This window comes from Haliscomenobacter sp. (assembly GCF_040403615.1).
GTDB lineage: Bacteria > Bacteroidota > Bacteroidia > Chitinophagales > Saprospiraceae > Haliscomenobacter.
The window spans coordinates 1-11785 of the sequence record NZ_JBBAKG010000008.1 but is presented as its reverse complement, the minus strand read 5'-3'; the positions used below and the strand labels follow the sequence as shown (position 1 = coordinate 11785).

Sequence of the window (11785 nt, the reverse complement as noted above, 5' to 3'; positions counted from 1 at the left end):
GAAACTATTTGTATTTTTTGAGAATCTTTCTCGCCAACGACGCCTTATGCGTCTCATCCGTTCCATCGTAAATCCTTGCTGCACGCTCCTCGCGGTAGTACAACGCCAAAATCGTATCGTCGGTGATGCCAAGCCCGCCGTGCACCTGAATGGCCCGATCCAGCACATCGCCCAGCACCTTGGCTGTGAAAAACTTGATGGCTGAAATTTTCTCTGCCGCAGCCCTTTGCCCGGCTTTTTCAATCAGGAGTGCCGTGCTCAGTACCATCAATTTCGCAGCATCAATTTCTGCACGGCTTTCGGCGATCATTTGTTGCACCATCTGTTTTTCACCTAAAAACACGCCATCTTCGATCTCGCGGGTGGCAGCGTAGCGGCACATCAGCTCGAATGCCCGTTCGCAAATGCCCATCCAGCGCATGCAATGGTGGATACGGCCTGGGCCCAGGCGTACTTGTGCCAGCATAAAGCCAGCACCTTCAGCACCCAACAAGTTTTCAGCAGGTACCCGTACATTGTCGAAACGAATTTCAGAATGGCTAGGCCAGCCCGATCCGGCATGTCCCATGATGGAGAGGTTGCGGATCAATTGTAGTCCGGGCGCAGCGGTTGGTACGATGATCATGCTAGCGCGTTGATAAGGCGCAGCTGCGGGGTCGGTCACCGCCATCACGATGGTCAGTTCCGAGCCGTCGAAACCCGTGGTAAACCACTTGTGGCCGTTGATCACGTATTCATCGCCTTCACGAGTAGCGGTGGTGCCCAGGCGAACGGGGTTTGATCCTGCGTATTCCGGTTCAGTCATGGCGAAGCAACTGCGGAATTGCCCAACGGCCAGGGGCTGTAGGTATTTTTCTTTTTGGGCATCCGTCCCAGCCAGGTGCAGCAGTTCCATGTTGCCAATATCCGGTGCCTGGCAATTGAAAAGATAATAGCCAAATGGCGAGCCACCAATGGCTTCGGAGACGAAAGCGTGTTCCATCAAGCTTAGCCCCATCCCGCCGTAATGGGGATCAAAGCAAGGCAGCCACCAGCCATTGGCTTTTACTTTTTGACGCAGGCCTTCGAGGGTGGGCAGTACTTCTCCGAAAGGGAGTTTGCTCCAGGCCAGGTCATTGGGGAATACTTCCTCGGCCATGAAAGCTTGGATGGCGGGGAGAAGGGCTTTTACGCGATCGGATTTGATGAGTTCGGTTAGCATGTTTTTAAGGGCAGCTTCGCTGCTGATTTGCGCAATGGGAACGCGGATGAGGCGGATCTAGCGGATTTACGCGGATTTTTACTGCCTGCGGCAGGACGACACTCAACAGAATCAGTAAGTAATTGAGTTACAAATTCCGCCAACGGCGGAAAAGAAATCCGTGTAAATCCGCCAAATCCGTGTCATCCGCGTTCCCATTATGTCGCTTTGGTTTTTAAATTTTTCCATCTTCCAAAGATTGTACCGCCTTTTTCGCCAGTTCCTGTACCCCCCAAATGAGCAGCGCGAAGCGCTCATCTTTGGTATACCCCTTCTTGTATCGGCTGTAAATCTGCTGCATGATCGCGGCGTTTTTGAATAAGCCAAACACATAGAAATACAGGATATTGGAAGTATCACGGCCACTTTTTTCGGTGTAATACGCTGCCACCTCGCGGCGCGTCAAATTGCCAGGCAACCAGGAAACGTTGAAGTTTTTTTCAAAATCGCCGTCCCCTGCCTCGCACCAGTACGACAAACAAGTCCCCAAATCCATCAGCGGGTCGCCCACCGTGCTCATTTCCCAATCCAGGAGCGCAAGAATCTCCAGACTTTGGGGAGCCAGGATCGCGTTGTCGTATTTGAAATCGTTGTGAATCAGGCTTGCTTGGCCTTCTAAGGGGAGGTTGGCCTGCAACCACTTGGCGAGCTCGTGCATTTGAGGAATCTCGTCGGTTTGGGCAGCGGCGTAGCGTTTGCTCCAACCTTCCACCTGGCGTTGGATGTAGCCTTCTGGTTTGCCCAATTGGATCAGTCCCGTTGCTTCGATGTCAATGCGATGCAAATCCACCAGAGCATCAATCAATGACCGGGAGAGCTGGCCCATTTCCGCTTCTGGAATATTGATTTTGTTGGCCATTTTTCCCCGCAAGATCACCCCTTCGATTTTTTCCATCAGGTAAAACGGACTGCCCAGGATCGTTTCGTCCTCGCAATACAAAATGGCTTGTGGCACTCTGGAGTATCCCGCGTTGCGCAAGGTACTCAAGATGCGGTATTCACGACCCATGTCGTGGCCTTTCTGGATGTCCTTGGCACCAAAGGGAGGTCGGCGCAGCACGTATGCTTTGCTGGAAGTCTGGATTTGGTAGGTCAGGTTGGAATAGCCCCCACCAAACTGCCCTACTTTGGTGATGCCCCCAAAATCGGGAAGCTGTGCTTGCAGGTAAGCATTCAGTGTCTCAAGGGGCAGCTCCTCTCCTACCCTCAGGTCCTGAGCTGCATCCAATCTGATGTCGGTCATTGATTAGCGGATTTTCGCTAACAAAATAGAAAAAATAATTAGGCTGGCGGATTTATTTGAAAACTTCGGTAAGTGCAAGTTCTAGTTTGATGCTTTTGGAGGCAATGACACCATCAAGCAGAACGAGTTCCTGGCAATTGTAGGTGTTGCCTTCTGGTTGCCAAAAAGCCTTGATTTGCTTTTTTTGTAAATCAAGCAACCAACATTCAGGAATGCCGCTGGTGGCGTACAAGGGGAGTTTAATATCCCGGTCGTAAGCCAGAGTAGTATCAGATACTTCAATGAGCAAAAGTACATCTGTTCCGTGTGGCAATTCATTTTCATAAAAATCGGAACGGAATTTCAGCACAGCGACATCTGGTTCTGGCTCCGATAAATCATTGGCAATGATGGGGTCTTGAATACTGATGATTGCTTCATCTCCCAAAAGAACCCCCAATATTTTATTTAATTTCTTTACGATCTTAGCATGTTTGCTGCCAATAGGACTCATTTCTACAATTTCACCATTGATTAATTCTACACCTTTCTCTGGCAAAATACCTGCTTCTCCCATTTTGTGGTATTCTGTTACGGAAAACAGCCTTCTTTGAACATCAGTAGCCATGAATCGATGCTTTGTTTTGAACAAAAATAAGCTATCTTCCCCACTTATCCAACTGATTCAACAGCGCGCGAAAATCCTTGGGCAATTCGCATACGAATTCCATGCGCTCTTGGGTAGCCGGATGATCCAGGGTGAGCTTATAGGCATGCAACGTCAATCTGTTGACCAAGGGAAGCTCTTCATCCACCGATTTTTTGAGGTTGAAATTGCGCATTTTGATTTCAGAAAGGAAAAACGCATCTCGCTTTCCATACATCGGATCTACCGCCAATGGATAACCGATGCTGGCAAAATGCACGCGTATTTGGTGGGTACGCCCGGTTTTAATGTCGGCTTCTACCAATGCGTATGCTTTGTAGGTATCCACCACTTTGTACAGTGTCAGAGCAGATTTGCCCTTGCCACTCGCAATCATTTTTCCCAAAATGCTAGGGTGTGGTGCAATGGCTTTATTGATTTCCCCGCTCGGCGGCGTAGGGCGACCTTCCACCAGCGCGAGGTAAATTTTTTCAACGGTACGATCCAAAAACTGCTGGTTCAGGATGCGATGCGCCTCTTCGTTGCGAGCAAAAACCAAAATACCACTTGTTTCGCGGTCAATGCGGTGTACTATCCAGACCTGGCCGAATTCGGCTTCCAATAAATGGTACACGTTGGGCTTCGTCTGATCAAAGCGATCGGGAATACTCAACAAGCCCGAGGGTTTTTCGCATACAATGATGTGCTCATCAAGGTAAATAATCTTCAGTGGATTTGCTTTCATAAGTCTTTAAAGTGGCGTTTGCCCCGGCCATAATAATCCATGGCAATCGAACGGGGATAGCGCCCCTGGTGGTTTTCGGAAAGGATACGACAGGCTTCTACCCTTTTAGCGGCTTCCTTTCGCTTTTGTTTCAAAACCCGCCATTGCGGAAAAAAGCTCCAATGGGCTCGCACGATGGCGCTAATGTGGTCAAAACGACCTTGCGACAAAAACAACCCTGCGGCCAGTCCATCCAATACCAAACGCGTGGGCAGGAGCCAAAGCAGTTTTTTAGGTGCTTCGTTTTTGTAAATGGTATACAAGGTATTCCTGAAATTCAGGTAAGTTTTACGCGGAGTGTTGTACGACAGCGTTCCTCCACCCACATGGTAGATCACCGATTGAGGACGCACGATCACCTTGTATCCTGCCCGTTTCAGGCGCCAGCACAGGTCAATCTCTTCGGCGTGGGCAAAATAATCGGCATCAAAACCGCCGATGCGGTGAAACAGCTCCGCCCGAATGAACAGGGAAGCTCCGGTGGCCCAAAAAACTTCCTGGGTACTGTTGTATTGTCCGAGGTCCATTTCCGTATGGCCAAAAACCCGGCCACGGCAAAAAGGATAACCCAAGGTATCGAGCCAGCCCCCGGCCGCACCTGCGTATTCAAAAGCATCTTTTTTGTCGAAGGATAAAATTTTGGGTTGTGCCGCCGCGATGGTCTGATCGCTCTCCATAACCTGGATAATTGGCTCTATCCAGCCTGGCGTAACCTCAATGTCTGAATTCAGCAAAACGTAGTAGTCTACGCCTTGCACTTGCCGCAATGCCTCATTGTATCCGCCAGCATAGCCATAATTTTCAGGCAATTCGATCAATCGCAACTGGGGATAGTGCTCTTCCAAAAACTCAATGGAGTCATCTGTAGAAGCATTGTCGGCCACGATGATGTCCAGATTTGGGTAGGTACTTTCCAGCAAAAATGGCAAAAAACGCTCCAGGTAAGCCTTGCCGTTGTAATTCAGGATAACGACAGCTACTTTTGGAAAGTGCGAAAGTGGCAATGGATCTTCATCAAAAGATTCCAGCAATACTTTTTCTACATGCAGCCTGTCTTGCGCCAATTGGGCCGTCAGATCACTCAATTGTGGAAATTTGCGGTCTTCCCGGATGTAGTCCACCAATTCCAGGGTAATGGTCTGGTCGTAGATGTCTTGATTAAACTCGAAAATATTGACTTCAATCGTCCGGTTGTTGAATTGCGGCAAAGTAGGTCGGCTGCCGATGTAAAGCATTCCGCGATGGGCAAGGCCCCGTACCCAAACCCGAACCGCATAAATGCCATCTGGAGGTATCAATTTCAGGCGTTCGGTGATTTCCAGATTAGCTGTTGGATAACCAATAGTGCGGCCAAGTTGTTGGCCCTTTACTACTGTACCCGACAGAGGGAAATAATGCCCCATCAAGTGCGCTGCGGCCTTGACTTCCTGGTTTTCGAGGGCTTTCCGAATTTTGGTGGAGCTCACTGTCATGTCATCTACCTGGCGCGGTTCAATCTCAAATACCTCGTACCCGAAGCGCTCGGAGTGCCAACGCAGGTAATGCAGGTCGCCTTGGCGGCTCAACCCAAAACGGTGGTCGTAACCGATGACGATGCATTTGGGGTGAAATTTGCCCACCAGAAATTTTTCGATGTACTCATCGGCACTCAGGTGCGAAAACTCTATGGTGAAAGGCACAATCACCAAATGGTCGACTTGGTAGCGCTCAAACAGCGCAATTTTTTCTTCGGTACTGGTGATCAGGCGCAGGGAGGTATCCTTGGGGAAAACAATCGAACGGGGGTGCGGATGAAAAGTGATGACTACACTTTCTCCTTCGTAACGCAATGCCATTTGCCTTACTTGCTCAATTATGCTTTGATGCCCTTGGTGAACGCCGTCGAAAGAACCAATGGTAATGACAGCGTTTTTGAAATCCGGCAGATCGTTAAGGTCGCGGTGAACTCTCATGGTGGTGCAAAGGTAATAAAGCGGAAATGGGAAAGAGTATTTGAAAAACTCTTTTTTGCCGTGAATTGTTTTACTTTTGTACTTGTTAACGTGTTTCAAGAAATGTCGATAGATACTTCAACTGTTGTTAGGGCTTTGGCCAAAGTGAGTGATCCTGTAACTGGTCAGGACTTGATTACAGCCAATATGGTTCGCGATTTGGCCATTCAGGGCGATACCATCAGCTTTACACTGGAATTGGCTTCCCTCAATGCGCAGCACAAGTCTGAGCTCAATTTTGCATGCCAAAATGCGATTGCCGAGGTTTATCCGGGAGTCAATGTGCATGTACACATGATGTCGAGGGCCGCTGATCCGCAGCAACCCACCAGTTCTTTGCCGCAGGTAAAGAACGTGATTGCCGTGGCTTCTGGCAAAGGGGGCGTGGGTAAATCAACCATTGCCGCCAATCTCGCCTTGGGCTTAAAAATGTTGGGCGCAAGAGTAGGCTTGGTAGATGCAGATATATATGGCCCATCGGTGCCGACCATGTTTGGGCTACAAGGGCAGCGTCCCAAGGTTCGCGATGTCTATGGTCAACCCAAGATGGTCCCCCTGGATGCCTACGGAATTGCCTTGATGTCGATCGGTTTCATCATTGAACCCGACCAAGCGGTGGTGCTGCGTGGCCCACGTCTGGCAGGCATCATCAAGCAGTTTTTCAACGATTGTTTGTGGCCAGAACTCGATTACCTGGTGGTGGATTTACCTCCTGGCACTGGCGATGTGCAGTTGACCTTGGTACAAACTGTACCGGTTACTGGCGCCATTATTGTTACCACGCCGCAAGAAGTGGCCGTGATTGACGCAGTAAAAGCAGCCAACATGTTTCAATTGCCTGGCGTAGCAGTGCCTTTGATCGGTGTTGTTGAAAACATGTCCTGGTTTACCCCCAAAGAATTACCCGACAACAAATACCTGATCTTTGGTCAAGGCGGTGGAAAAAAGCTCGCATTGGTCAATAATACCGTACTTTTAGGACAAGTACCCCTGGTGCAAGGCATTCGCGAAGCAGGAGACGGCGGTCGACCAATCATTTTGGATGATGAAGACCCCATTTCACGCGAAGCGCTTCTGAACATCGCCAAAAATGTGGCCCGGCAAGTGGCAATCCGCAACGAAACCATCGCCCCAACCCAGGTCGTCAAAATGAGTTAGCCCCACCCACGACTTCAGTCGTGGGAGGCACCAAAGAACTAACCCCACGAATTTATTCGTGGGATAGACCCAAAAAAACGCGAATTTATTCGTGAGACAGACCAAATGACATCATCCAGCATCCCAAAAAAAGAAACCATGGAAAAAGCAGAATTAATATCCAGAATTGACTCCGCCCTCGACGACGTTCGCCCCCACCTCGCAGTAGACGGCGGCAACGTAGAAGTAGTGGATGTAACCGACGATAAAGTCGTCAAAATCAAATGGCTGGGCAATTGCAAAAACTGCAACATGTCCATCATGACCATGCGGGCAGGCATTGAGCAAGCCATTCGGGTCAAAGTGCCAGAAATCACGGGTGTAGAAGCCATCAATGGATTGGTATTGTAATTTTTTTGGAGATGAACAGACAAGAACTCGTCGCCCAAATCCGGCTAAAAAAATCCTTTTTGTGCGTTGGACTGGATACCGAATGGGCCAAGATTCCTGCTCATTTGCTGGATACTGAAGACCCCGTTTTTGAATTCAACAAGGCCATCATTGATGCCACCCGGGATTTGTGCGTGGCTTATAAGCCCAATCTGGCCTTTTACGAAGCCCGTGGCCCACAAGGCTGGATTTCCCTCCAAAAGACCATTGCCTACATCGGTACCTCTCACTTCACCATTGCCGATGCCAAACGGGGAGACATTGGCAATACTTCGCGGTTGTACGCTCAAACTTTTTTTGAGACCTATGCTTTTGATTCAGTAACCGTAGCGCCTTATATGGGTGCTGATTCCGTACAACCTTTCCTGGATTTCTCCAATAAATGGGTCATTTTACTAGCCTTGACTTCCAATGCTGGCAGTGCAGATTTTCAATTTGGCGTCCAGGATGATTCAGTACCTTTGTTTGAAAAAGTCATGCGCAAAGCCATGACCTGGGGCACTCCAGAAAGCCTGATGTTTGTGGTAGGCGCTACCCACCCTGAGAAGTTTGCTGACATCCGCAAGATTGCTCCTGATCATTTCCTGCTTGTTCCGGGCGTTGGCGCGCAAGGTGGCGATTTGGAAGCGCTGTGTCATTATGGCCTCAATAGCGAAGTAGGCTTATTGGTTAATGCTTCCCGGGGGATCATTTATGCGGGCAATGGACTCGATTTTGCAGCAGATGCCCGAGAAGCTGCCGCCGACATGCAGAGACAAATGATTAAATTAATGTCATGATTTATACAAACAAATAAAAGATAAGAATTGATCCTGTAAATAATTCTCCTTTACTTTGATTACAGGAGTTTTATCTAGGTCTTTCCATCAAGAAGAGCTTTGAACCAAAAATCCAATCTGCATCAGAAAAGCAATTTTCGTTCGTTTCCTGCTTGTAATTATTTCATCAACATACTCTAATTCAAAACGATTATGGATCGTAAAGAATTTTTAGGACTATTGGGGATCTCCGTTGGAGGTGCCGTTGCAATGACCTGCCTAGGTGGATGCGCCAAAGAATCAGGAGTTTCTGCTTCTAATGTAGATTTCACCCTTGATTTGACTGACGCGGCTAATGCTAAGTTGACCCAAAACGGAGGGTCTCTGGTGAAAAATGGGGTGATCATCGGAAAAACTACCGCAGGTGCTTACATTGCCGTAGCTGCGGCCTGTACCCACCAGCAAACTATCGTGCAGTATCAATCTGGCAGCAAGCGTTTTTTTTGCCCCAACCACGGTGCCACTTTCTCCGAAACGGGAAGTGTGACGGGTGGCCCGGCAACCAGTGCACTGACGCAGTACAACACCCAACTTGTAGGCAATAGCCTGCGGATTTTTTCCTGATCCCGCAAATTTGTTGAGCTCCATATTTTCATTACTGGAGCTCAACAAAAAAAATCTTCCTTCCTGGCAACCCATCCATCTTTTTTCAGGTAATGATTAGTAACTGATGATGTGCACAGCCAATCATGGATTCTTCATTCGGCATCTGCTGCACAAAATTGTTTTTTCACTCATTAATTCAATAAAATGGATCGTAAAGAATTCCTGAGCCTGTTAGGGCTATCAGTAGGCGGAACCATAGTCGTTTCTTGCTTGCACAGTTGCGCCAAAGATTCGAGTGTTACCCCGGTAGGAAGTGGAGGTAACACTGGTGGAAGTACAAAATTAGATTTCACACTTGATTTGGCTGATCAGACCAACGCTGCACTGAATACCAATGGAGGTTTTTTGGTTAAGAGTGGCGTAATTGTTGCCAAAACAACTGGTGGGCTCTTTATTGCAGTCTCCGCAGCCTGCCCCCATGAAGGTACAACTATCGCCTACCAGGGCAACAACCAGCAATTCAGGTGTCCAAATCATGGATCCACTTTTTCTGAAACGGGAAGTGTGACCATGGGGCCTGCTTCCTCTGCTCTAAAACAATACAAGACAGAGTTGTCTGGCAACAATTTGAGGGTATTTGCTGAATAAATAACTCATTCCTATCTCCGAAAGCCCAATCAAAATTCTTTTGATTGGGCTTTTTCCATTTAAATTTGTCGCTTTCAAATAAAAACGCGGAAAACAAAACATGAGGCAAAGCCATACACCACTTGCAAACTGGGTAGCTCAGGTTTTTCAACAAGAATTTTCTGTTGACCCTTTACTGGTTGCCTCACCGGGTCGGGTCAATCTCATTGGTGAACATACCGATTACAACCATGGATTTGTGTTGCCTGCTGCCGTAGACAAGGCTGCTTATGTAGCACTGGCTCCCAGTAATTTACCCTTAGGGAAGTGGATTTCATTGGATATGGAAGCATCCATTGAAGTCAATTTTGAAGCCATTGCTCCGGTTTCTGAAAGTTGGGCCAATTACCTGCTGGGAATTATTGATCAGGTTCAAAAATCAGGCAAAAGTGTAAAACCTTTCAACTGTGTTTTTGCTGGCGATGTGCCAATAGGTTCTGGCATGTCTTCTTCGGCAGCCCTGGAATCGGCAGTAATTTTTGCCCTCAATCAGATGAATGACTTGGGCCTGAGCCGTTGGGAAATGGCGCAGTTGGCCCAACGGTCTGAAAACGAATTTATTGGGGTAAAGTGCGGCATCATGGATATGTTTGCCAGCCTCCATGGCAAGGCCAATCAAGTAATCCGACTGGATTGCCGCGATTTAAGTTTTGAATATTTTCCGTTGGAATTGGGCGATTACCGCATCGTGCTTTTTGATACGGGTGTAAAACATTCTCTTGCGGATTCTGCCTACAACACCCGCCGCCAGCAATGTGAAACAGGAGTACATTTTTTTCAACAACATTTTGGCCCACACTTGCAATCCTTGCGTGATGTGTCGGTGACGATGGTGCAGGCGTGCCGAAGTCTCTTGCCAGCAGAAGTATACAATCGCTGTTTGTACGTTACCGAAGAAATCCAGCGCACCCTTTCCGCCTGCGATGAACTGCAAAAAGGCGATCTGGCTGCTTTTGGCCTCAAAATGTACGCTACGCATGAGGGCTTGCGTCATTTGTACGAGGTGAGTTGTGCCGAGTTGGACTCTTTGGTGGATGCCACCCAAAATGAATCCCAGGTATTGGGTGCCAGAATGATGGGCGGTGGTTTTGGTGGATGTACCATCAACATCGTACACAATGATGCGGTTGAAGACTTGTTCGAAAAACTGCGTCTTGCCTACCTAAAAGAGATGAACCAGCATCTGACCATGTACAAGGTAGTTACTGGTGAAGGAGCTAGAGTATTGGCTTGAACATAGCCATCTAAAATCCCCGGATCATTTCATGGCAAGTTGTTGACACTCTCATGAAATGATCCAGAGGGCACGTTTATGCCAATACTTGTGTTTTTGCTTTGTGTCCCCAGATTGAAAAATACAGGACATACAAGTAACAGGGCAACATGGTCACCATAAAGGCGGCCTGGAAGCCGATGCTTTTGGAGAGGGTTCCATAAATAAGGGGGACAACCGCACCTCCAGCAATGCCCATCACCATTATTGCGGAGCCAATTTTGGTTAAATTACCCAAACCTTTGATTCCCAATGGAAAAATAGCAGGCCACATCGGTGCATTGGCCAAGCCCAGCAAAGCTATGAAGACTACCGAATTTTGTCCTTTGGTCAAAAATGCGGCAATTGTGAATACCACACCCAATAAAGCGGCATATTTCAAACTGGTTTCTTGCGAAATGTACCTTGGGATGGCGATGATGGCAATGATATACCCCCCCAACATTGAAAACAAGGTAAATGAGGTAAAGTACTTGGTTTGATCCAGCGAAAAACCAAGGCTTTTGCCATAAGTCCCGATTACATCTCCTGCCATTACCTCTGCACCTACGTACAAAAAAATACAAATAGCTCCAAGGATTAAATGCGGAAACTGGAAAGGACTGTTTTTTTGCATTGACTGGATATTTTCTTCTTTCAACTCCGCTTCCTTTTCAATCTCAGGTAAACTGGACAAGCGGATCAAAAAGGCTGAAATCACCAAAATTATTGCCATTACGGTATAAGGCATGATGACCCGTTGGGCGAGTTCATCGAGCAGTACCGCTTTTTCTACTGCGTCTTTGGCAGCTAGTACCTGAGCTTCCAGTTTGGAGGCGTTTTTAAGTACAATTGCCCCTAAAATCAGGGGACTGAGCGCTCCGGCTATTTTATTGCAAATCCCCATGATACTGATGCGTTGCGCTGCACTTTCAATAAGGCCAATGATGCTGATGTAAGGATTCGAAGCGGTTTGCAAGAGGGACAAACCCGCGCCTTGAACAAACAAACC

At 47.9% G+C, this 11785-nt stretch carries 12 protein-coding genes; 6 read left to right on the top strand and 6 right to left on the bottom strand.

Translation table 11 applies throughout. The features are described 5' to 3' along the window. Positions 1 to 4 precede the first annotated feature (4 nt). The 5 genes from ABW391_RS04125 to ABW391_RS04105 form a co-directional block, all read right to left on the bottom strand. Positions 5 to 1201 carry an acyl-CoA dehydrogenase family protein gene (locus tag ABW391_RS04125; protein ID WP_353480562.1) on the bottom strand — a complete coding sequence of 399 codons (1197 nt, stop codon included), beginning with the start codon at positions 1199 to 1201 and terminating at the stop codon, positions 5 to 7. Between the two features lie 214 nt (positions 1202 to 1415). After that, positions 1416 to 2483: a phosphotransferase family protein gene (locus tag ABW391_RS04120; RefSeq protein WP_353480561.1), complete on the bottom strand. Its 1068-nt coding sequence runs from the start codon at positions 2481 to 2483 to the stop codon at positions 1416 to 1418. A 52-nt stretch (positions 2484 to 2535) separates the two neighbouring features. Next, positions 2536 to 3090 carry a Uma2 family endonuclease gene (locus ABW391_RS04115; protein WP_353480560.1) on the bottom strand — a complete coding sequence of 185 codons (555 nt, stop codon included), beginning with the start codon at positions 3088 to 3090 and terminating at the stop codon, positions 2536 to 2538. Positions 3091 to 3121: 31 nt separating this feature from the next. Beyond that, entirely contained in the window at positions 3122 to 3853 is a 732-nt protein-coding gene (locus ABW391_RS04110; RefSeq protein WP_353480559.1) for an RluA family pseudouridine synthase, read from the bottom strand. After that, positions 3850 to 5844 carry a bifunctional riboflavin kinase/FAD synthetase gene (locus ABW391_RS04105; RefSeq protein ID WP_353480558.1) on the bottom strand — a complete coding sequence of 665 codons (1995 nt, stop codon included), beginning with the start codon at positions 5842 to 5844 and terminating at the stop codon, positions 3850 to 3852. Before ABW391_RS04105 ends, ABW391_RS04110 begins: the two co-directional genes overlap by 4 nt. 102 nt (positions 5845 to 5946) lie before the next feature. On the opposite strand from ABW391_RS04105, the gene ABW391_RS04100 reads away from it, so the two are divergent. The 6 genes from ABW391_RS04100 (at position 5947) to galK (ending at position 10755) form a co-directional block, all read left to right on the top strand. Continuing rightward, positions 5947 to 7041 carry an Mrp/NBP35 family ATP-binding protein gene (locus tag ABW391_RS04100; protein ID WP_353480650.1) on the top strand — a complete coding sequence of 365 codons (1095 nt, stop codon included), beginning with the start codon at positions 5947 to 5949 and terminating at the stop codon, positions 7039 to 7041. Between the two features lie 138 nt (positions 7042 to 7179). Further along, positions 7180 to 7431 carry a NifU family protein gene (locus tag ABW391_RS04095; protein ID WP_353480557.1) on the top strand — a complete coding sequence of 84 codons (252 nt, stop codon included), beginning with the start codon at positions 7180 to 7182 and terminating at the stop codon, positions 7429 to 7431. A gap of 11 nt (positions 7432 to 7442) precedes the next feature. Continuing rightward, the gene (pyrF, locus tag ABW391_RS04090; protein ID WP_353480556.1) at positions 7443 to 8249 is read left to right on the top strand and encodes an orotidine-5'-phosphate decarboxylase; all 807 of its coding nucleotides are present in this window, start codon (positions 7443 to 7445) and stop codon (positions 8247 to 8249) included. Positions 8250 to 8441: 192 nt separating this feature from the next. Then, positions 8442 to 8852 carry a QcrA and Rieske domain-containing protein gene (locus tag ABW391_RS04085; protein ID WP_353480555.1) on the top strand — a complete coding sequence of 137 codons (411 nt, stop codon included), beginning with the start codon at positions 8442 to 8444 and terminating at the stop codon, positions 8850 to 8852. 186 nt (positions 8853 to 9038) lie between these two features. Beyond that, a complete protein-coding gene (locus tag ABW391_RS04080; protein ID WP_353480554.1) occupies positions 9039 to 9482 on the top strand; it encodes a QcrA and Rieske domain-containing protein in 444 nt (147 codons plus the stop codon). Between the two features lie 100 nt (positions 9483 to 9582). Further along, positions 9583 to 10755: a galactokinase gene (gene galK / locus ABW391_RS04075; protein ID WP_353480553.1), complete on the top strand. Its 1173-nt coding sequence runs from the start codon at positions 9583 to 9585 to the stop codon at positions 10753 to 10755. 76 nt (positions 10756 to 10831) lie between these two features. On the opposite strand, the gene gluP is transcribed toward galK, so the two are convergent. Then, positions 10832 to 11785: glucose/galactose MFS transporter (gene gluP, locus ABW391_RS04070; RefSeq protein WP_353480552.1), on the bottom strand; the 954-nt coding region annotated here is incomplete at its 5' end.

What these genes read in the sequence shown, in the direction of transcription:
- ABW391_RS04125 (WP_353480562.1), bottom strand. Translation starts at nt 1,201, where the DNA reads ATGCTAACCGAACTCATCAAATCCGATCGCGTAAAAGCCCTTCTCCCC.
- ABW391_RS04120 (WP_353480561.1), bottom strand. Translation starts at nt 2,483, where the DNA reads ATGACCGACATCAGATTGGATGCAGCTCAGGACCTGAGGGTAGGAGAG.
- ABW391_RS04115 (WP_353480560.1), bottom strand. Translation starts at nt 3,090, where the DNA reads ATGGCTACTGATGTTCAAAGAAGGCTGTTTTCCGTAACAGAATACCAC.
- ABW391_RS04110 (WP_353480559.1), bottom strand. Translation starts at nt 3,853, where the DNA reads ATGAAAGCAAATCCACTGAAGATTATTTACCTTGATGAGCACATCATT.
- ABW391_RS04105 (WP_353480558.1), bottom strand. Translation starts at nt 5,844, where the DNA reads ATGAGAGTTCACCGCGACCTTAACGATCTGCCGGATTTCAAAAACGCT.
- ABW391_RS04100 (WP_353480650.1), top strand. Translation starts at nt 5,947, where the DNA reads ATGTCGATAGATACTTCAACTGTTGTTAGGGCTTTGGCCAAAGTGAGT.
- ABW391_RS04095 (WP_353480557.1), top strand. Translation starts at nt 7,180, where the DNA reads ATGGAAAAAGCAGAATTAATATCCAGAATTGACTCCGCCCTCGACGAC.
- pyrF (WP_353480556.1), top strand. Translation starts at nt 7,443, where the DNA reads ATGAACAGACAAGAACTCGTCGCCCAAATCCGGCTAAAAAAATCCTTT.
- ABW391_RS04085 (WP_353480555.1), top strand. Translation starts at nt 8,442, where the DNA reads ATGGATCGTAAAGAATTTTTAGGACTATTGGGGATCTCCGTTGGAGGT.
- ABW391_RS04080 (WP_353480554.1), top strand. Translation starts at nt 9,039, where the DNA reads ATGGATCGTAAAGAATTCCTGAGCCTGTTAGGGCTATCAGTAGGCGGA.
- galK (WP_353480553.1), top strand. Translation starts at nt 9,583, where the DNA reads ATGAGGCAAAGCCATACACCACTTGCAAACTGGGTAGCTCAGGTTTTT.